General features: G+C 72.5%; 18 protein-coding genes. 9 read left to right on the top strand and 9 right to left on the bottom strand.

All coding sequences use genetic code 11. The features are described 5' to 3' along the window. Positions 1 to 5 precede the first annotated feature (5 nt). Genes AB0K07_RS17920 through AB0K07_RS17910 form a run of 3 tightly spaced genes read left to right on the top strand, consistent with a single transcriptional unit; the run spans position 6 to position 3,156 of the window. A complete protein-coding gene (locus AB0K07_RS17920) occupies positions 6 to 1,532 on the top strand; it encodes a plastocyanin/azurin family copper-binding protein (RefSeq protein ID WP_363756343.1) in 1,527 nt (508 codons plus the stop codon). Between the two features lie 32 nt (positions 1,533 to 1,564). Further along, entirely contained in the window at positions 1,565 to 2,545 is a 981-nt protein-coding gene (locus AB0K07_RS17915; RefSeq protein ID WP_363756341.1) for a hypothetical protein, read from the top strand. 26 nt (positions 2,546 to 2,571) lie between these two features. Then, the gene (locus AB0K07_RS17910; RefSeq protein WP_363756646.1) at positions 2,572 to 3,156 is read left to right on the top strand and encodes an ATP-binding protein; all 585 of its coding nucleotides are present in this window, start codon (positions 2,572 to 2,574) and stop codon (positions 3,154 to 3,156) included. 210 nt (positions 3,157 to 3,366) lie between these two features. Here AB0K07_RS17910 and AB0K07_RS17905 read toward each other — a convergent pair whose 3' ends face one another. Beyond that, a complete protein-coding gene (locus AB0K07_RS17905; protein ID WP_363756339.1) occupies positions 3,367 to 3,564 on the bottom strand; it encodes a hypothetical protein in 198 nt (65 codons plus the stop codon). Between the two features lie 123 nt (positions 3,565 to 3,687). Here AB0K07_RS17905 and AB0K07_RS17900 point away from each other — a divergent pair, with 123 nt between their 5' ends. The 3 genes from AB0K07_RS17900 to AB0K07_RS17890 all read left to right on the top strand — a co-directional run bounded on the left by AB0K07_RS17900 (position 3,688) and on the right by AB0K07_RS17890 (position 7,804). After that, complete coding sequence (locus AB0K07_RS17900) at positions 3,688 to 4,788, top strand: kinase (RefSeq protein ID WP_363756337.1); 1,101 nt, start codon at positions 3,688 to 3,690, stop codon at positions 4,786 to 4,788. A gap of 1,709 nt (positions 4,789 to 6,497) precedes the next feature. Next, positions 6,498 to 6,767, top strand: a complete 270-nt coding sequence (locus tag AB0K07_RS17895) for a hypothetical protein (RefSeq protein ID WP_363756335.1) — start codon at positions 6,498 to 6,500, stop codon at positions 6,765 to 6,767. Next, the gene (locus AB0K07_RS17890; protein ID WP_363756333.1) at positions 6,767 to 7,804 is read left to right on the top strand and encodes a hypothetical protein; all 1,038 of its coding nucleotides are present in this window, start codon (positions 6,767 to 6,769) and stop codon (positions 7,802 to 7,804) included. Before AB0K07_RS17895 ends, AB0K07_RS17890 begins: the two co-directional genes overlap by 1 nt. 11 nt (positions 7,805 to 7,815) lie before the next feature. On the opposite strand, the gene AB0K07_RS17885 is transcribed toward AB0K07_RS17890, so the two are convergent. The 3 genes from AB0K07_RS17885 to AB0K07_RS17875 all read right to left on the bottom strand — a co-directional run bounded on the left by AB0K07_RS17885 (position 7,816) and on the right by AB0K07_RS17875 (position 9,977). Then, the gene (locus AB0K07_RS17885; protein WP_363756331.1) at positions 7,816 to 8,976 is read right to left on the bottom strand and encodes an acyl-CoA dehydrogenase family protein; all 1,161 of its coding nucleotides are present in this window, start codon (positions 8,974 to 8,976) and stop codon (positions 7,816 to 7,818) included. A gap of 158 nt (positions 8,977 to 9,134) precedes the next feature. Next, a complete protein-coding gene (locus tag AB0K07_RS17880) occupies positions 9,135 to 9,665 on the bottom strand; it encodes an SRPBCC family protein (protein ID WP_363756329.1) in 531 nt (176 codons plus the stop codon). After that, positions 9,666 to 9,977, bottom strand: a complete 312-nt coding sequence (locus AB0K07_RS17875) for a metalloregulator ArsR/SmtB family transcription factor (protein WP_363756327.1) — start codon at positions 9,975 to 9,977, stop codon at positions 9,666 to 9,668. Between the two features lie 98 nt (positions 9,978 to 10,075). Here AB0K07_RS17875 and AB0K07_RS17870 point away from each other — a divergent pair, with 98 nt between their 5' ends. After that, positions 10,076 to 11,005 carry an LLM class F420-dependent oxidoreductase gene (locus AB0K07_RS17870; RefSeq protein WP_363756325.1) on the top strand — a complete coding sequence of 310 codons (930 nt, stop codon included), beginning with the start codon at positions 10,076 to 10,078 and terminating at the stop codon, positions 11,003 to 11,005. A gap of 6 nt (positions 11,006 to 11,011) precedes the next feature. Here AB0K07_RS17870 and AB0K07_RS17865 read toward each other — a convergent pair whose 3' ends face one another. After that, positions 11,012 to 11,443 (bottom strand): hypothetical protein, encoded by a 432-nt coding sequence (locus tag AB0K07_RS17865; protein ID WP_363756323.1) that lies wholly within the window; start codon positions 11,441 to 11,443, stop codon positions 11,012 to 11,014. Positions 11,444 to 11,562: 119 nt separating this feature from the next. Between AB0K07_RS17865 and AB0K07_RS17860 the strand changes: the two genes are divergently transcribed. Together AB0K07_RS17860 and AB0K07_RS17855 are read left to right on the top strand one after the other, a co-directional pair. Then, on the top strand, positions 11,563 to 12,318 hold the full coding sequence (locus tag AB0K07_RS17860) for a hypothetical protein (RefSeq protein ID WP_363756321.1): 756 nt from the start codon (positions 11,563 to 11,565) through the stop codon (positions 12,316 to 12,318). A 32-nt stretch (positions 12,319 to 12,350) separates the two neighbouring features. Then, positions 12,351 to 13,589, top strand: coding sequence for an FAD-binding protein (locus AB0K07_RS17855; RefSeq protein ID WP_363756645.1), 1,239 nt, complete (start codon positions 12,351 to 12,353; stop codon positions 13,587 to 13,589). Positions 13,590 to 13,728: 139 nt separating this feature from the next. Here AB0K07_RS17855 and AB0K07_RS17850 read toward each other — a convergent pair whose 3' ends face one another. The 4 genes from AB0K07_RS17850 to AB0K07_RS17835 all read right to left on the bottom strand — a co-directional run bounded on the left by AB0K07_RS17850 (position 13,729) and on the right by AB0K07_RS17835 (position 18,663). Then, a complete protein-coding gene (locus AB0K07_RS17850) occupies positions 13,729 to 14,886 on the bottom strand; it encodes a site-2 protease family protein (RefSeq protein ID WP_363756319.1) in 1,158 nt (385 codons plus the stop codon). A gap of 62 nt (positions 14,887 to 14,948) precedes the next feature. Next, on the bottom strand, positions 14,949 to 15,803 hold the full coding sequence (locus AB0K07_RS17845) for an alpha/beta fold hydrolase (protein WP_363756317.1): 855 nt from the start codon (positions 15,801 to 15,803) through the stop codon (positions 14,949 to 14,951). Positions 15,804 to 16,235: 432 nt separating this feature from the next. Beyond that, positions 16,236 to 17,150 (bottom strand): L,D-transpeptidase, encoded by a 915-nt coding sequence (locus tag AB0K07_RS17840; protein ID WP_363756315.1) that lies wholly within the window; start codon positions 17,148 to 17,150, stop codon positions 16,236 to 16,238. A gap of 70 nt (positions 17,151 to 17,220) precedes the next feature. Continuing rightward, on the bottom strand, positions 17,221 to 18,663 hold the full coding sequence (locus AB0K07_RS17835) for an alpha-amylase family protein (RefSeq protein WP_363756313.1): 1,443 nt from the start codon (positions 18,661 to 18,663) through the stop codon (positions 17,221 to 17,223). Between the last annotated feature and the right edge of the window lie 193 nt (positions 18,664 to 18,856).

The raw sequence follows: 18,856 nt of genomic DNA, 5'->3' as shown, positions 1-18,856 counted from the left end.
AAACCATGATCCGACGACTGAAGGCCGCGCTGGCGGCGCTCCTGCTCACGGTGATCCCGTTGGCCGGTGTGCCCGCCTCCGCCGCCCCGCGCGTCGCGGAACAGGTGCTGACCTGGACCGCCGACGACAACATCACCCGCTACAAGTCCGCGCCCACCCAGGCGGTGGCCGGAGCGACCACGATCATCTGGGAGAACAGCGCGGCCACCGGCAACACCACCGGGATGCCGCACACGCTGACCTTCGACACCACCACCGACGGCTACAACCACGACGTCACGCTGAACATCCTGGCCAACCCGTTCGACGTGAACAACGGACGGCACCAGGCGACGGTGACCCTGACGCCGGGCAAGTACCGCTACTTCTGCTCCATCCCCGGCCACAGCCAGATGGTCGGCGAGCTGATCGTCACCGACGGCGGCGGAGGCGGCGACACCACGCCGCCGGCGGTCTCGGCCACCGTGGCCGGCGACCGCGACCAGGACGGCAACTACATCGGTACGGCCACGGTGACCGTCACGGCCACCGACGCCGGATCCGGTGTGGAGACCGTCGAGTACCAGGTCGACGACACCAGCTTCCTGCCGTACACCCAGCCCGTGCCGGTCACCGCGATCGGCGACCACTCGGTGCAGTTCCGCGCCACCGACCAGGCCGGCAACACGAGCGAGGTCGGCTCGGTGTCGTTCCGGATCGTCGAGCCGAGCGAGGAGGACACCACCCCACCGGTGGTGACGGCCGACGTGGCAGGCGACCGGGACGACGACGGCAACTACATCGGTACGGCCACCGCCACGCTGGCCGCCACCGACGCGGAGTCCGGCGTCGCCCGGATCGAGTACTCGTTGGACGGCGCCGCCTTCACCGCGTACTCCCAGCCGATCGTGGTCGACGGCGTCGGCATGCACATGCTGCACTACCGGGCGACCGACGTGGCCGGGAACACGTCGGCCGAGCAGATGGCCCACTTCACCGTCGTCGCCCCGCAGGACGAGGACACCACCGCGCCCGTGGTCACCGCCACGGTCACCGGTGATCAGAACGACGACGGCGCGTACGTGGGCGGTGCGACCGTGACCGTCACGGCCACCGACGACGACAGCGGTGTCGCGTCGATCGAGTACGCGCTCGACACCGGCGCCTGGACCGCGTACGCCAATCCGGTCGCCGTCCGCGCCACCGGGGCGCACACCCTGCGCTACCGGGCGACGGACGTGGCCGGGAACGCCTCCGCGGAGCAGTCGACGACGTTCACGGTGGTGGCGGACGGCACCGACGCCTGCCCCGACTCGGACACCCGGGCCCGAGTGGTCATCGACGGTGACGACACCGGCGTCGCCAACGTCGACACCGGTAACGGCTGCACCATCAACGACCTGATCGACGAAGACGCCGCCTACCCCGGGCACGCCGAATTCGTCCGGCACGTCGAAGCGGTCACCGCCACCCTTGTGGCCGGCGGCACCCTCACCCTGCGGCAGCAGGGCGCCATCGTCCGGGCCGCGGCCCGATCGGACGTCGGCGCATGAGTCACCCAACCTCATCGACAGGGAGTACAGCGATGCCCAGACGTTCCGTCGCCAAGCTGGCCACCGTGACCGCCGTCGTCGCCGCCTCGGTGCTGGCGGTGGCACCCAGCGCCCACGCCGACCTGGTCACCTACTGCATCGGCACCGGCGGTGCGGTGACCGTGCCCAACGACCTGTACGTGCCGGCCGGCGAGTCCTGCGCGCTCACCGGCACCAGGATCACCGGCAACGTCAGCGTCGCCGCCGGCGGCAACCTGGTGGTCACCGGTGGCACCGTCAGCGGCGAGGTACGCGTCGCCGCGAACGGCTACCTCGACGCCACCGACACGACGATCTCCGGCCAGGTGGTGCTGGCCGCCGGCGGTTACGGCGCCTTCCTGCGGGACGCCCGGACCGGCAACGTGACCGTGCGGCCGAAGGGCGCCGCGACCATCGACAGTTTCCTGTTCGTCGAGCGGTCCACGATCGTCGGGACGGTCAACGCCGGCGCCGGTGAGGTCCGGCTCGACCAGGGCACGCAGGTGGAGCGCAACGTCAGCAGCACCGGCACGTACTACACCGACGTGCACGACTCGTTCGTCGACGGCACGCTGTCGGTGCTCAACAGCGCCACCGGCAGTGTCGTGTGCGGCAGCGCCGTCCGCGGCCTGGCCACCTTCGCCGGCAACCTGGGCGCCGTGCAGCTCGGCCCGAACGGCCCGCTCGACAGTTGCGCCTCCGGGGGCTACTGGGGCCGGGACGTCAGCATCACGAACACCACCGGCGGTGTCACCGTCGACGACAACATCATCGACGGCAAGTTGACCCTCACGTCCAACAACCCCGTCGCCCAGGTGGCCGACAACAACCGGATCCGCGGCGGCGTCGCCGGTGAGCAGGCGAGTGCTACCACCGCCCGGGCGGCCCGGTCCGCCGCCGTCGGCGACCGGGAGGCGGCCGGAGAGCAGCGGGCCGAGGCCCGTCGTACCTCCGCCGCGCAGGAGGCCGCCGCGGCCGGCGCGGCGCGTCTCTAGGTAGTTCCCCGGCGCGGGGTCACGGGCTGTCCGGCCCGTGGCCCCGCGCCGCGCGTTGTTCGCACCCGTCCCGAGCTTGCCGATCTGCCACGCGAGGTGGTTGTCCGAGAATCGCCGCCAGGGCCGTCGGTCGGGAGAAGAAGCGACAACGTCAGCCGGAGCGCGACCGGATCGACCGGATGCTGGCTGATGCCCGGGACGGCGCGAGCAGCGTTCTGCTGATCCACGGTGACGCCGGCATCGGCAAGACGGCCCTGCTGGACCACGCCGTCGCTCGCGCGTCCGGCATGCGAGTGCTGCGGATCGACGGCCTGGAATCGGAGACGGAGCTGGCCTTCGCCGGCCTGCACCAGTTGTTCCTGCCGGTCATGGACCTCGTTGACCAGCTACCCGGCCCCCAGGCGAGGGCACTGCGTGCGGTCTTCGGGCTCACCGACGACACGGTGCGGACCGGTTCGTCATCGGCCTGGCGGTGCTCAGCATGCTGTCGGAGGCCGCCGGGGAGGGGACGCTGCTCTGCCTGGTGGACGACGTGCAGTGGCTCGACCGCGCATCGGTGGACGCGTTGGCGTTCGCCGCCCGCCGGTTGCAGGTCGAGGGCGTCGCGTTGATCTTCGCCGCCCGGGACGTGGCGGGCGTGGCCGGGGTCGGCGGGCTTCCCGCGCTGCACCTCACCGGACTCGACCCGGAGGCGGCCACGGCGCTGGTCGCGGACCTGCCGCCGTACGTGCGCCAGCGAATCATGGAAGAGGCGCAGGGCAACCCGCTCGCGTTGCGCGAACTCTCCGCCGCACTGACCCCGGCGCAGCGCGCCGGTCAGCTCAGCCCGTTGACGCTGTCCGCACCGTCGCCGCGGCGATCCCGAGCGGCTCCCGCGCGTGGGTCGGCAGGGTCTCGGGGTAGTCGGCCAGGATGGCCGCGGCGATGTCCCCCTCGAACGGGAAGAAGTCGAACTCACCGTCCGGCCCGACGATGAACCCGTCCAGGCTCGTGGCGATGTAGTACGTCAGTTTGCGCACGTCAGCAGCTGCTTTCCGAAGATGATGTTGACCGCTTGGACGCTAGTCGGATCGCCCGCGGTCGGCATCGGTAGCACCGACGTAACGTGGCCGCCGGCGGCGAACGCAACGGAGAGGTGGATCGTGAAATTGGGGGAGCGGGCGTGCACCGCCGACCGGGCCGCGCCGCTGGCCCCCACCGGCCGGCTCGGCGTCGGCACCGCGTTCGGCACCTTTGGTGAGCTGTTGCAGGGTGTCCTGCCCGACGGCGACCGGGACTTCCTGGTGACGTTCCCGATGGCGCAGTGGGCCACCGCCACGTTCCGCCCGACCAACGAGCTGGGCCGCATCCGGGTCTTCCCGCAGCACAAGCGGAAGTCGGCCCGGCTGGCCGCCAACATCATGGAGCTGCTCGGCCTCTCCGGCGGCGGGGTGCTGGAGCTAAGTGGTGAGCTGGCCGAGGGGAAGGGCTTCGCCAGCTCGTCGGCGGACCTGGTGGCCACCGCGCGGGCGGTCGGGGACGCGTTCGGCATGACGCTGAGCGAGCGCGTCGTCGAGTCGCTGCTGCGCCGGATCGAGCCCTCCGACGGCGTGATGTACGACGGCATCGTCGCCTTCCACCACCGTGAGGTGCGGCTGCGGGAGCGGATCGGCGTGCTGCCCCCGCTCACGGTCGTGGCGCACGACGAGGGCGGCACCGTGGACACCGTCCGCTTCAACCGGATCCCCAAGCCGTTCGATCAGGCCGACAAACGGGAGTACGCGCGGCTGCTCACCGCGCTCACCACGGCCGTGCGCGCCGCCGACCTGCCCGCCGTCGGCGAGGTCACCACCCGCAGCGCCGTGCTGAACGGCAAGCTGCGCCCGCGTCGGCACTTCGACGTGCTGCACCGCCTCTGCCGCGAGGTCGACGGTCACGGCCTGGTCATCGCGCACAGCGGCACCGCCCTCGGTGTCCTGCTCGACCAGGCCGACCCGGAGCGCGCCGCGAAGATCGACCATGTGCGTACGGGGTGCGCCGCGCTCCCCGGCACGGTCACCGTGCACCGGTCACTCGGTGCCGACGACCTCAGCGGAGGAGCTGGTGACCGTGGCGTGGAGCACGGTCGGGGTGGCTCCTCACTGGTCCACGACCGCGGCGATGGCGGCGCGCTGGGGCCACGTCTCGTCGGTCATGCAGTCGGTGAGGCAGGCGAGGCTGAACGCCAGGGGCCAAGAGGCGCTGTGCCGGTTCTCGGCTGGTAACACGGTCAGTGGAGCGTCCCGAGCCCATTCGGTGCTGGGTGGCACGTGGACCGCCAGCACCTCACCGACGTACGGTCGTTCGGTCCATCGGACGCTCCGGCGCAGCACCTGCTCGGCGGTGACCTTGAGCAGGGTCACAGTGCAGAACTCGGGCGTACCGCCGCGGCTCAACCACCGGCCGTAACCGAGGACGGCGCTCTCGGCGATCTCGTTCGGTTCGAGGTGACACTCCTCGCGCAGCTCCCGCAGCGCGCCGCCGATGATGACCTCCTGCAGGCTCGGCGCGGCGGGCGTCGCCGATGCGTCCTGTGGTTCCAGGGAACCGGAGCCGGACGGGGCGATGAGCCCCGGGCTGCCCACGTTGTCCCGGGTCTGCGCGATGAGCAGCAGCCGCCCGTCGATGGTGAACGCCAGGGTGGAGACCCCCACGACGTTGGCGAGCCGGCTGCCGGTGAACCCCCGCAACCGACCGCGATGGTCGAGGATGAGGTCTCGCCCGCGCAGCGCCAGGGTGTCCCGGCCGGCCTCGTAGACGTCGTAGGAGGCGAGCAGGTTGCTGCAGAAGAAGTCGAAGTAATGCGCGGGACGTAGCGTGACCACCGGGTCGTCAGTGCCGGTCGGCAGGTCGGCGGCGAGGCCCAGCACCGCCGCGTTGTGCATGGCCGCCGTGCGGGCGTGCCGGGCCAGGAAGTCGAACGACCAGCGTCGGAGGTCCCGACCGAGCAGGTAGCTCGTCGGCGTCACCTCGCAGCGGATCCGCAGATTGCGCAGCCGCGCACTTTCGGCGATGCCGACGATGCCGGTGCTGTGTGCGTTCTCCAGCACCCGCTTGGGGCCGGTGGCCTGCTCGGTGATGTCGCGGTAGTCGTCGCCGTCGCGGGGGTGGAAGCGGAACTGCCTGGACCGTCGGCGGTTGCCGCGGATCTCCAACGCCGAGACCAGCGCGCCGACCGTCGCCGCCGCCACGCTGAGCGCCAGCGGTGGGTTGTACACCGCGGTCGCCACGCTCAGGGCCGCCAAGCCGACGCCAGCGGTGGTCAGACGGTACCGCCACAGGCCCTGACGCCAGATGTTCATCGTCGTGGTGACTCTTCTCGCCGTCCTGAGCACTCGGCACCTTTTCCGGTCGCGCCTGACGGAGACGACCGCATGGTATCCGCGGTGGAAACCAGCACAATTCAGCCGAGTTGCCGTCCAAGCTTACGAATGTGTCCCGTGAACGGCGGTACGCCGCGCCGAATCGCCGGACAGCCGCCCTGGTCACCGCAGGGGTCGTCGGTAGCCTCGTCCGAGGCGCTGTCGGATACCGGACAAGACGGTAAAGCCCCTGGTAGAGCACTGTTGGGGCAGGTCAAGAGGCGGACGGATGGCGGGCCACATCCCAGTCCTCCGGGCCGGTGGGGACAGCATCGTCCGCACCGGCGCGCCCTCACCCAGCCCGGCCTTGCCGCCGCGGCGGACACGGCACAGCCGCCGGCCCGACCACGCGTACGGCCCGAGCCGTCGTTGCCGCCCACACCGCTCCGGGCGCCCGCAGCGGTGCCACCGCCCACCGGGACAAGGTCGTCTACCCCTCCGGCAGCCCGGCGACGCCGCCCACCCGGCCGCGTCGCAGAGCCCTGCCGTCTTTCGCACCGTGGACCCCGCCACGTCCGGCGTCGCTCATCCGCGCGCCAGGCCCGGCGGCCGAACGAGAGAAAGGCCCCGACATGGCCGCTCCCACCGCGACCGCAGCCCTGAGCGCCTCGACGTACTCGCCGGGTGAGCAGATGCTGCTGACCGTCACCTACTCCGACGCCGACACCACACCGCTGACCGTCACCATCGTGGTCACCGACGCGCAGGGCAACAGCAGTGCTCCGGTCAAGGTCACCGCGGTCATCGACCCGCTCACCCTGACCGTCACCGACGACTCCGGACGTACCTGGACCCGGGTGTCCGACAACGGTTCGGTGGCCGTGTACCGGGCGGTGGCGTGATGCCCCGGGTCACCGTCCAGGTCCGCGACGCGGCCGGACACACCGCGACCGCCACCGCCGACTACGCCCTGAGCCAGCCGGTGCTCGGTGGCTACTACCTCTCCGGCGGCGCCGACCCGACCGCCGACATGGCCGGCGGCAACTTCCGCTCGCTCACCCAGTACCGCAGTTTCGCCGACGGCTACGTCTTCCCCGGCTACAACCGGCCCTGGCTGATCGACCTGGGCAAGGCCGGGGTGCGGATGAACATGGTCCTGGAGCTGAAGCACTACGGGGCCCCGAACTACGGGCCGCAGAGCTTCCGGGTGGACATCACCGACTACACCGTGCCGGCGCCGTCGATGACCATCCAGCAGCGCCCGGGCACCACCTGGCCGAGGGCGTACGGCTACGGCCAGGTGCTCCGGGGCCAGTGTGACGGGTTGCTCCACCGTGCCCTGGCGCAGTACCGGATGCTCGGCTTCGGGGTGAACATCCAGCTCGCCTCGGAGTTGGACACCGACCACGAGTTCGGCACCACCGAGGACGGCAAGGCGTACACCTGGGCCGAGTCGGACGCCCGCGCGGTGCAGGCGATGAACTACATCCTCACCTGGTTCAAGGCGCGGACGCTGCCCCCCGGCACCACGTTCTCGGTCGGCCTCGGCGGCTTCGACCGGGCCTGTTTCCAGCGCACCCACCCCGAGTCACTGATGTCCCGGCTGGACTTCCTCCAGTGGAACGCCTACGCCACCAGCGCCGGACACACCGCGCTGTCCCGGTTTCGCCGCACGAAGGACTGGGCGGTCGCGGACCTCGGCCCGGTGGCGCTGTCCCGGCCCGTGCTCATCGCGGAGTGGGGGGTGCGGGCGGCGGAGATTCCGGACCAGCCGGCCTGGATCGCCACCGTCCCGGCCGCCGTGGCCCAGCTCAACGCCGAGCGTGGACCCCGGATAGCCCGGACCAACTACTTCAACTCCGGGTGGGGCACCCTGTCGCCGAAGGCGGCCGGGTTGGCCGCGCTCCGGACCGCGTACGCCACCCGCCCGTACGTCTGACCGGGCCGTCGTCAGTACGCCAACTCGACCGGGCGGCCGAGTAGTTCGGTGCCGTTGTTGCCCAGCCAACCCTCGGCTGCCGCAGCATGCTGACTGAAGGTGTGGATGTCCCGGAATCGACGTTGCAGGGTGGCGCCGTCCCGGGACGCCCCGCCGCCACCGGCCCGGTAGCAGGCGTCCACCGCCGCGGCGGTCCGCTCGGTCACCCAGGGCAGTGCGGCCGAGATGCGCGGGTGCAGTCGGGCCACCGCCGCCGGATCGGTGGCGCAGGCCGCCCAGAGCTCGTCGGCCAGGTCGTGCAGCAGTGCCCGGGCTGCCCGGACGTCGAGGTCGGCCCGGCCGAGCTGGATCCGGAAGGCCGGCGAGTCGGCCAGCGACTGGCGGGCGTAGAGCCGCTGTCGGCCTCCGGCCAACGACGCGACCATGTCGTCGAGTGCGCCCTGAGCGATGCCCACCGCGACCGCGCCGAGGTGCAGCACGAAGTGCACCAGCGGCGCGACGAAGCCCGGCCCGGGTACGCAGGGCACCCCGGTGAACAGGTCGAGGCTGTCGTCGGCGGGACAGAACGCGTCGGTGACCTCGACGTCGTGGCTGCCGGTGCCCCGCAGGCCCAACGCGTGCCAGGTGTCGTGCACGGTGACCCGGTCGGCTGGGAAGAGCATCGAGCGCAGCCGCGGCGGTTCCCCGGTCGGCGGCTGCCCAGCGTCGGTCAGCAGGCAGTTGCCGAAGATCCAGTCGGCGTGGCGGCTGCCGCTGGCGAACGCCCAGCGACCGGTGACCCGGTAGCCGCCGTCGGTCGACTCGGCCCGCCCCTGGGGGGCGAACCCGCCGGCCACCACCACGTCCGGGCCCTCGGCGTAGAGCTTGTCGAACCGCTCGCGGGGCAGCATCGCCAGCAGGTGCGGTGTCTCGGCGCCGATCATCACGGTCCAACCGGTCGCACCGTCCGCCCGCGCCAGCGTCTCCAGCACCCGCAGCCCGGTGCGCAGATCGGCCTCGTACCCGCCGTGGCTGCGCGGCACGAACATCCGGAAGCAGCCGGCAGCGCGCAGCGCGTCGAGCAGGTCGGAGGGCAGCTCCCGGGCCTGTTCGATCTCGCCGGCCCGTCGGGACAGCTCGGGGGCCAGGTTCGCCACGGCCGCCGTCAGCCGGTCGCGGTGCTGATCGTCCATCGTCTCCTCCTCGCGTCCGCCGCGCCGCCGGTCGCGGCCAGCTCCGTCCAGCGTGGACGCCGCAGACACGCGGGCGGAAGGGACGTCGGCACCGGATGACCGGCCGCCCGTCGCCGGCGACGGGCCGGTCGGGGGAGGCGGGCGGCAGGCGCGGCTGTTCAGCCGTCGCCGAGCTGGTCGGCGTACGTGTCGCGCAGCTCTGGCCAGCCGAAGTCGAGGGCCTCGGCCCCCCGGATCGGGCCGACCGGATCGCCGTCGAGCAGCCGGTCGGCCACGTCGAGGCAGAGGTGCCAGCCGGCCGCGACCATCGGCAGCATGCCCGGGTCGGCGACCGTGTGGCGCAGGGTGAGCCGGGTGCCGGTGCCCAGCGGGCTCAGCTCCCAGCGCAGCAGGTCGTCGCCCCAGGTGTATTCGAGCAGGTGCGGCGGCTCGGCCCGACGGACCGTCGCCGCGATGGGCATGTTGGTCTCGCCGTCGACCATGGTGAGCACGGCGGCGCCGGGGGATCCCAGGTCCCGGTCGGCGAGGAAGGGCGCCCACTCGGCGAGCCGGGCCGGGTCGGTCAGCGCGGCCCAGACGGTGGCCGGTGGGTGCCGCAGGTCGCGGACGAAGACCAGGGTGGCGCCGCCGTCGGCGGGCTCGGCGCGCACCTCGGCGGGTGGGCTCGGGCGGAAGGCGTCGCGGTCCATCTACTGCTCCTGACTGTCGAGGTGCCGTTGCAGGGCGTCCAGGTGCCGGTCCCACAGCCGGCGGTACGGGTCCAGCCAACCGTCGACCGCCCGCAGGGGGCCCGGGTCGAGGCGGTAGATCCGCTGCCGGGCGGCGATCCGGCAGGAGACGAAGCCGGCCTCGCGGAGCACCCGCAGGTGTTTGGAGACGGCCGGCTGGCTGACCCCGAGGCTGTCCACCAGATCGCCGACGCTGCGCTCCGCGTCGCGGAGCTGGTCGAGGATCCGGCGCCGGGTGGGCTCGGCGAGGACGGTGAAGGCGTCGGTGGACACCGTCCCAATATTCCGCAGCAGTCATATGACTGTCAAGGCATACGACCAGCGCTCGCCGTCCCCGAGCGGCAGCGGGGCCGGCTTCCTATGCTCAGGGCATGGAACTGCGGATCTTCACCGAGCCCCAGCAGGGCGCCAGCTACGACCAGTTGCTCGCCGTCGCCCGCTGCGCCGAGGATGCCGGCTACGGCGCCTTCTTCCGTTCCGACCACTACCTCATGATGGGCGCGGTGAGCGGTGAGCCCGGCCCCACCGACGCGTGGACGACCCTCGCCGGCCTGGCCCGGGACACCAGCCGGATCCGGCTCGGCACCCTGATGACGGCCGCCACCTTCCGGCTGCCCGGCCCGCTGGCGATCACCGTGGCGCAGGTCGACCAGATGAGCGGTGGCCGGGTGGAGCTGGGCATCGGCACCGGCTGGTACGCCGACGAGCACACCGCCTACGGCATCCCGTTCCCGGCCCTGGGCGAGCGGTTCGACCGCCTGGAGGAGCAGCTCGAGGTCATCACCGGGCTCTGGGCCACCCCGCCCGGGCAGCGGTTCCGGCACGACGGCCGGTACTACCCGATCAGTGACTCGCCCGCGCTGCCCAAACCCGTGCAGCAGCCCCGCCCGCCGATTCTGCTCGGCGGGATGGGCCCGAAGCGCACGCCGCGGCTGGCCGCCCGCTACGCCGACGAGTTCAACCTGCCGTTCGCCTCGACGGCCGACACGGCGGCGCAGTTCGAGCGCGTTCGCGCGGCGTGCACCGAGATCGGTCGGGACCCGGCCGACCTGGTCTGGTCCAACGCCCTGGTGCTCTGCTGCGGCCGGGACGACGCCGAGGTGGCCCGGCGGGCCGCCGCCATCGGCCGCGACCCGGACGAGCTGCGGGCCAACGGCGTTGCCGGCACGCCCGCCGAGGTGCTCGACACCATCGGCCGGTACGCGGAGATCGGCAGTCAGCGGATCTACCTCCAGGTGCTGGACCTCAGCGACCTGGAGCACCTCGAGCTGGTCGCCAGCGAGGTGATGGCGAAACTCTGAGCCCGGTCATGCTCCCCGCTGGGCCCCGCCGCCCGTCTCGACCATGCCCGGGTCGCGCAGCACCGTGTCCAGCCGGCCGTCCCGGTCGCTGTCCACATAGGTGACGTCCGCGATCCCGTCGCCGTCCAGGTCGACCTGGACGATGTCGGCGACGCCGTCGCCGTCGAGGTCGGTGGCCACCTCCACCGATCCGTCCAGATGCCGGGTCACGATCGACTGTGGCTCGGGGGCGCGCGGCGGCGGCCCGGGCGCCGGCACCGGCGTCGGAGCGGGCGCGGGTGCGGGCGTCGGGCGGGGCCCGGGCGTGGGCGCCGGATGGCTCGCCGACCGGGCGCCCGGCGGGGCGCTGGTCGGCTCGACCCCGCTGCCGGTCGGGTCCAGCTCCTCCTCGGAGGGGAACACGTCGCCCCGCGGGGCCGGATCACGGTAGCTGCTCATGGGCGTAGGGTTCCCCGACGATGGCGAGAACAACCGTGCCCGATCGTCCGGTGTCCCTGGCTCCCGGTCTGTCGGAGGATGCTGGGACCGACGCCACGGTCATGAACGGGGGTCCGAGCGTGGAACTGCGCCGGAGTCGGGGGGCGCTGGTGCTCGCCCTGGTCTGCGTACTCGGTGGGGTGGTGCTGCTGGCCCTGCCCCGCGACGACGCCCTGCTACGGACGATCGTCGCCGTGGGAGCCGTCGCGCTCGGCGTCGTGGCGCTGGTCAGCGCGTTGCGGCCGTTCCGGTTCGGGATCGGCGCGGACGGGCTGACCATCCGGCGCCCGGGCCTGCGCCGGTCGATCCCGTGGGCCGAGGTCGACACGCTGGTCCTCGACGAGCCACCCCGGCGGGACGGCCGTCCGGTGCCACCGCGACTGCTGCTGGTGCCCGTGCCTAATGTGACAGTCGGGCCACGGGTGACCGCCCGCCACCCCGTCGACGGCCGGCCCGCCATCGAGCTGCTCGTCCTCGACCAGGTCCGGGAGCAGCCGGAGCAGGTGTCCGCCGCGCTCACCCGCTACGCCGGGAACCGTTTCGTGGACCTGCCCGCGCTGCGCCGCGCCGCCTTCGCCGACCCGGACCTCCCCACCGGCCTGCGCGGCTACCGGATGGACCAGGTCGACCAGTTGATCCGCCGCGGGCAGGACGCCCTGGTGTCCGGGGACGCGCAGGTCCGACAGGCGGCCCGAGCGGAGATCGAACGCGCCTGGGCCGCCGGCCTGCCGGTCGCCCAGCGGGGGTACGGCGGGCTTCAGACCGAGGCCGCGCTGCACGCCCTCGTCGCCGCGTTGGCCGACCACCCGTCCACCGATCGGGAGACCACCGCGTGAGCGCACCTGTCCACGGCGGCGTGTCGGCCGACGTGCCGCGCCGCAACTGGGCCGGCAACGTGCGCTACGCCGCGCGGGCGTTCCACCGGCCCACCTCCACCGACGAGCTGCGCCGTCTGGTCGCCGGCAGCGCCCGGATCCGCGCGGTGGGCAGCGGACACTCCTTCAACCGGATCGGCGACACCACCGGCGACCTGGTCACCCTGGCCGGGCTGCCCCCGGCGATCGACGTGGACGTCGAGCGGTCGCGGGTCACCGTCACCGGCGCGCTGCGCTACGGCGACGTCGCCCGGCAGCTGCACACCCAGGGGTACGCGCTGGCCAACCTCGCCTCGCTGCCACACATCTCGGTGGCCGGGGCGGTGGCCACCGCCACCCACGGCTCCGGTCAGACCCACGGCAACCTGGCCACCTCCGTCGCCGCCCTGGAGCTGGTCACCGCCGACGGCGACCTGCTGCACGTCGACCGGGACACCGACGGGGACACCTTCGCCGGCATGGTGGTCGGGCTCGGCGCGCTCGGCCTGGTCACCCGGGTCACCCTGGACGTGGTGCCGGCCTTCGAGGTGCGCCAGTACGTGCGGCTCGACCTGCCCCGGGAGGCGCTGGACGAGGCGCTCGGCTCGGCGTACAGCGTGAGCGTGTTCACCGATTGGCGTACCCCGCGACTGCGTGAGGTGTGGCGCAAGCAGCGGGCGGAGCAGCCGCCACCCCCGGCGGACTGGCTCGGCACCACCGCCGCCGACGAGCCGCGACATCCGGTGCTCGGGATGCCGGCGGAGAACTGCACCGTGCAGCTCGGTGTGCCAGGCCCGTGGCACGAGCGGCTGCCGCACTTCAAGCTCGGGTTCACGCCGAGCAGCGGCGACGAACTCCAGTCCGAGTACCACCTGCCACGCGCGGCGGCGGCCCAGGCGCTCGCCGCCCTGGACGACGTGGCGCACCTGATCGCCCCGGTGCTCCTGGTGTGCGAGCTGCGGACGGTGACGGCGGACGAGCTGTGGCTCAGCCCGAACCACCACCGGGACACCCTCGCCGTGCACTTCACCTGGATCGGCGACCCGGTGGCGGTGGCCCCCGTGCTGGCGGCGGTGGAGGAGCGGCTCGCGCCGTTCGCGCCGCGTCCGCACTGGGGCAAGGTCTTCGCCGCCGATCCGGCCGCGCTCGCCGCCCGCTATCCCCGGTACGCGGACTTCGCCGCGCTGTTGACCCGCCTGGACCCGACCGGCAAGTTCCGCACCGACGAGCTGGACCATTACTTCCCCCGCTAACGCCTCCGGCCACTCTTCCGGCGTTGATCATGAAGTTAGCGGCGCCCGTGTCGGCGTGTCGCGTCGCTAACTTCATGATCACCGCGGAGAGGGCCGGGGGGCCGGGCGGGGGGCCGGGCGGGGGGCCGGGCGGGGGTGGTCAGTGGGGTGCGGTGGGGGTGGGTTGGGCGGGTGGAGTGGTGCGGAGGGTGCCTCGTTGGACTGCGCGGCTGATGTCGCTCGGGGAGACGATGCCGACCAGGCGGCCGTCGGTCACCACCAGGGCGCGGCCGTCGGCGCACTCGCTGAGGCGGGGGAGCAGGTCGTTGAGCTGTTCACCCGGCTGGGCGAGGACCAACTGGTCGGCCCGGCAGGCCACCTCGGCCAGCGTGGTCGACGCCCGCCGGTCGGCGGGGACGCCGCGCACCCGATCCAGGGTGACCAGACCGGTCGGCCGGCCGTCCTCGGTGAGCGGCAGCGCCGAATGCCGGTACGCGAACAGGTAGTTGTCGACGAAGTCGGCGACCGTCATCTCCGCCGAGGCGGTCTGCGGCTGCGGCGTCATCACCTCGCCGACCCGGATGCCGCGCAGTGCGCTGCCGGTGCGGGCCTGCCGCTCCTCCATCCCGGCGGCCCCGATCAGGAACCAGCCGATCAGCGCCAGCCACAGCCCGCCGAAGCCCACCCCGGACAGGAACTGCCACAGCCCGAGACCGATCAGCAGCGCGCCGAGCACCCAGCCGGCCCGTGCGGCGACCACCGACGCCCGGGTGCGGTCGCCGGTGGCCTTCCACACCGCCGCGCGCAGCAGCCGCCCGCCGTCCAGCGGTGCCGCCGGCAGCACGTTGAAGACCGCCAGCAGCACGTTGATGCCGGCCAGCCAGGCCATGACCCCGAACAGCAGGCCGCCCTGCCCGGCCAGCGCGAGCAGCGCGGCGATGACGCCGAAGAACGCCCCGAGCAGCAGGCTGACCAGCGGGCCGACCCCGGAGATCCGCAGCTCCGCGCCCGGGTCGCGCGGCTCGCCCTTCAGCTCGGCCACTCCACCGAACAGCCACAGGGTGATGCCCCCGACCTCCAGGCCGTTGCGCTTGGCGACGATCGCGTGGGACACCTCGTGGGCCAGCAGGCCGACGAAGAAGACCACCGCCGCGGCCAGCCCGGCCAGGGTGTACGCGACCGGGGAACGGTCGGGGTAGGAGCGGGGGAACTGGTTGGCGGCCAGTCCCCAGGCGATCAGCGCGAAGATGACCAGAACACTCCAGTTGACGCCGACCGGCACACCCGCGATCCGGCCAAGCCGGAAGCTCGCCCTCATCCCTGCCCGTTACCCCCGCTCGGCCCGCCCATGCGCCCGACAGCGCGTGACACCGTGGAAGCTCAGCGGCGCGGGGCCTCGCTGGCGATGGTCGCCTCGCGGGGCAGCGCCGCCGCGCGCAGCGCCCAGTCCAGCGCGTAGTCGGCGATGTCCTCCCACCCCGGCTGCCCGACAGTGAAGTGCGACCGGCCGGGGAACTCCTGGTACGCGGTGAGCGCCCGCGACTTCTGGTAGAGCGTGGCGTTGGAGCGGACCACCGACGGCGGCACCACGTGGTCGACTTCGCCGGCCATCAGCAGCAGCGGCGCGCGATCGTCGCGTCCGGTGTCGACGCGGGCGGGTGAGCGCGGGTCGAGGTTGGCGAACGAGCCCTCGAAGAGCACCCGTCCGGCGCCCGGGACGGCGTAGCGCTGCCAGGCCCGGTCGGAGTCCTCCCTGCTCATCGTGTTGCCGAAGGCGTAGTGGAACTCCTCCGGGGTGAACGGGACGGCCCGGTGCCGGTTGGCGGGGCTGCGCAGGATCGAGAAGGCGGAGCGCAACGTGCTCAGCGGCAGCTTGAGCACCCCCTTCACCGGCGCGGGGTGCACTCCCACCGCCGCCGCGCCGAGGCCCCGGTCGACCAGGAGCTGGGTGATCAGCCCCCCGAACGAGTGCCCCATGATGATCGGCGGACTGGGCAGCGCCCGGATGAGGCCGTCGTAGTGCTTGACGATGCCGGCGATGCTCTGCTCGGCGATCGGGGAGGGGTCGTCGCGCAACCGCTCGACCTCCCGATCCATGCCGGGCCAGGCGGGCGTGAGCACCCGCAGGCCCCGGGCGGCGAACCGCTGGGCCCACCCCTCCCAACTGCGCGAGGTCATCCAGAGCCCGTGGACCAGCACGACGGTGTCGACCCGACCCTGCGGCGTGGTACCCATCGCGTCCCCCCGGTGTCGCGGCGTCCGGCCCGGCGGTTACCCGCTGCCGTGCGCGGAAATCCTCCGCTGTGCGGGCTGCTCGGCCTTCCTGCGGCGGCGCCGCCTCTCGGAGCCGGCTGAGAGCCCGCAGGGTCGGCGTCCGGCGGTGGATGTCCTGGTGACCGTGATGACTCAGAGGCATATTTATGCCACTGAGTCATTACGCTCGTCGCGGTGCCCGCTCGCGTGGACGTCACGCTCCGTGTCGTCCAAGCCCCTGCCGCCGCCCCGGGTACCGGCCCCCGCGCCGCCGGAGCATGAGTGACATGACCAGTACGCGCCCGGCCGTCGAGTTGAACGGCCGCACCAAGACCTTCGGCGCCCGCAACCGGGCCGAGGCGGTCCGCATCGCCGAGCGGAACGGCTGGCTGCTCGGCGAGTGAGCGGTGCCGCTCAGGCCGTCGGCGGCGGGGTGGGCAGCTGGTCGACGACCACCAGGCTGCTGCCGGGGCGGACTTCGGCGAGCAGTTCCCGCTGGCCACTGCGGGTGACCCGGATGCAGCCGTTGGTGGTGTTCTCGCCCAGCTCGCCGTCGTGGTACCAGGTGTGCAGCCCGATGTGCGCGCCGCGCAGCCCGGTCGGCACCGCCTCCGGGTCGTCGGGCACCGAGCCGAGGGCGTAGATGTCGACCCCGCCGTAGACGTCCTGCGGTGGCGGGGTGCGGCCGAGGATGAAGGTCCGACCGAGCGGGGTCTCCTGCCCGGGCTGGCCGAGGCTGGTCTGCCAGGAGCGCACCGCCTTGCCGGCCCGGTACCAGGTGAGCCGGTGCACCTTGCGCTCCACCACGATCTGGTCGCGCAGCGCCACGATGTCGAATCCGCCGGGCGGCAGCCAGGCGAGCCGCCGGTTGGCCGACGGCAGCAGGACGGCCGTCCAGCCGGCCCGCTTCTCGGCGATCGGCACGGTCAGCTCGACACCGGACAGCGTCGGTTCGAGGAAGGCCAGCGGACGCCCGCCGGGCCCGTCGTACGCGGCGACCCGCCGGGTCGGGTGCACGCCCTCGGTCAGCGGCGTGGTGTCCATGGTGGCCGGATCGGCGGGGAACCCCTTCGGGGCCGGGTCGTAGTCGACCACCGGGAGTCCGTCCGGGGCCGGCGCGGCCGGTGGCACCGATTCCTCGAGGCTCTGCTCGATGCTGCTCGGCGTCGGATCGGGCGCCGCCGCAACAGGTAGGTCGGTGGTCGCCGTGCGTGGGGTGAGGGCCTGGCCGACCAGCAGCGCGGCGATCAGCAGCACTGCCACGGCGACGGCGGTGGCCACCCAGCCGCCCCGGCGGCGGCGGGACGGGTTCATTCGGTCAAACGGCACCAAAACACTCTACGACGGCACGGGCTTCGGGGCCCCCGGTTCGGCGATACCGGCCGGGGGCCCCGGCGGTTCAGACCCGCGCGCCGATGTGGATGGCCACCGCGTCGTGCGCCGGCACGTTGGCGGCGAACCAACCGTTACCGTCCACGGTGACCACCGGACCGCTGCACGTGCCGCCCGCGTACGTGCCGTGGATGACGTCGCAGTACCGGCCGGCGGGCAGCCCGGTGTAGTAGGAGCGCCCGTTGACCGCGGAGTCCTCGTCGTTGACGGTCAGGTAACCCTTGCCGCTGCGGCTGAACGCGATGTGGTTGTTGCCGTTGTCGTACCAGTTGGCCACGCCGGCGCCCTCGGTGGCGTTGCGGAAGCCGACCATGTTGGCGATCACCGGCCAACGGTGCTCGCACTCCCAGCCGGAGTAGCAGGTGGTGTTCAGCGTCTTGTTGGCGCCGTCCGAGGGCGGGCCGGCGTCCCGGTTGCTGAAGGTGTAGCTGGACATGACGGTCGGCGAGCCGTACGGCCAGGCCAGCATGAAGGCGTTCGCCAGGGCGTAGATCCCGCGGTCCCGGTAGGTCAGCACCCCGCCGGCGTCGCGCTGGGTGTCGTGGTTGTCCACGAACACCGAGGCGGGCCCGCTGGGCAGGTGCCCCCAGCCCTCACCGAAGTTGCGCAGGTACGCCAGCCGCTCCGAGCGGAACACGCGGGCCAGGTCCTTGCCGTAGCGGAACTCGTGCACGTCGCCGTTGCCGGTGTACTCGGTCGGCTGGACCGGCTCGCCGGCCCCGTAGATGACCTCCTGCACGATGTACGCCGAGCGGGAAAGCTTGCCCCTGATCGCGGCGATGTCGGCGGCCGGCATGTGCTTGCTGGCATCCAGCCGGAAACCGTCCACGCCGAGGGAGAGCAGGTCGTTGAGGTACGAGGCGATCTTCGTACGGACGTAGTCCGACTCGGTCTTCAGGTCCGAGAGGTTGACCAGCTCGCAGTTCTGCACCTCGTACCGGTCGTTGTAGTTGACGATGTCGTCGCCGCCGTTGCGGCCGCAGTGGTGGAAGTCCTGGGTCTGGTAGATGCCGGGGTAGTCGTAGTGCGAGTACGACGACCCGGCCCAGCCGGTGCCGCCGGCGTCCTGCCCGGACATGTGGTTGATCACTGCGTCGACGAGCACCTTGACCCCGGCCGCGTGGCAGGTGTTCACCATCGACTGGAACTGGGCGCGGGTGCCCTTGCGGGATTCGATCCGGTAGCTGACCGGCTGGTACGCCAGCCACCACTGGTTGCCCCGCACGTGTTCCTGCGGGGGCGAGACCTGCACGTAGCCGTAGCCCTTCGGCCCGAGCGTGCTCTGGCACTCGCTGGCCACCGAGGGCCAGTTCCACTCGAAGAGCTGGACGATGACCTTCTTGCCGCCGGACGGGGCGGCGACGGCCGGGGGAGCCGTCACGGTGGGGACGAGCAGGCTGGCAACCAGGCCGAGGGCGAGGATCGCCGAGCCGCGTCGACGTCGGTGCATCGGGACTCCTGACGGGGGCGGGAGCGGGGTGGGGGTGGTGCGGCGGGGGACAGCTCTGCTGCCGGAATCTTGCAACCAGAGCTGAAATTTTCCGAAAGGTTACAAGCGTGTTGCAGTGACTGTCAATGCATGGACATTCATCACTGTCCTTTTCGGCCGGTGGTCCGGCCGGCCCCACGCTCCGACGGTCGCC

It is taken from the genome of Micromonospora sp. NPDC049301 (genome assembly GCF_040678715.1).
GTDB lineage: Bacteria > Actinomycetota > Actinomycetes > Mycobacteriales > Micromonosporaceae > Micromonospora.
Note: the sequence above shows the minus strand (reverse complement) of the source record. Positions and strands in the feature narration are given on the sequence as shown.

Excerpts from the sequence above, each read along its gene's own strand:
- AB0K07_RS17920 (WP_363756343.1), top strand. The coding sequence starts at position 6 with ATGATCCGACGACTGAAGGCCGCGCTGGCGGCGCTCCTGCTCACGGTG.
- AB0K07_RS17865 (WP_363756323.1), bottom strand. The coding sequence starts at position 11,443 with ATGAGCAGCTACCGTGATCCGGCCCCGCGGGGCGACGTGTTCCCCTCC.
- AB0K07_RS17835 (WP_363756313.1), bottom strand. The coding sequence starts at position 18,663 with ATGCACCGACGTCGACGCGGCTCGGCGATCCTCGCCCTCGGCCTGGTT.
- AB0K07_RS17895 (WP_363756335.1), top strand. The coding sequence starts at position 6,498 with ATGGCCGCTCCCACCGCGACCGCAGCCCTGAGCGCCTCGACGTACTCG.
- AB0K07_RS17915 (WP_363756341.1), top strand. The coding sequence starts at position 1,565 with ATGCCCAGACGTTCCGTCGCCAAGCTGGCCACCGTGACCGCCGTCGTC.
- AB0K07_RS17885 (WP_363756331.1), bottom strand. The coding sequence starts at position 8,976 with ATGGACGATCAGCACCGCGACCGGCTGACGGCGGCCGTGGCGAACCTG.
- AB0K07_RS17845 (WP_363756317.1), bottom strand. The coding sequence starts at position 15,803 with ATGGGTACCACGCCGCAGGGTCGGGTCGACACCGTCGTGCTGGTCCAC.
- AB0K07_RS17870 (WP_363756325.1), top strand. The coding sequence starts at position 10,076 with ATGGAACTGCGGATCTTCACCGAGCCCCAGCAGGGCGCCAGCTACGAC.
- AB0K07_RS17850 (WP_363756319.1), bottom strand. The coding sequence starts at position 14,886 with ATGAGGGCGAGCTTCCGGCTTGGCCGGATCGCGGGTGTGCCGGTCGGC.
- AB0K07_RS17880 (WP_363756329.1), bottom strand. The coding sequence starts at position 9,665 with ATGGACCGCGACGCCTTCCGCCCGAGCCCACCCGCCGAGGTGCGCGCC.
- AB0K07_RS17890 (WP_363756333.1), top strand. The coding sequence starts at position 6,767 with ATGCCCCGGGTCACCGTCCAGGTCCGCGACGCGGCCGGACACACCGCG.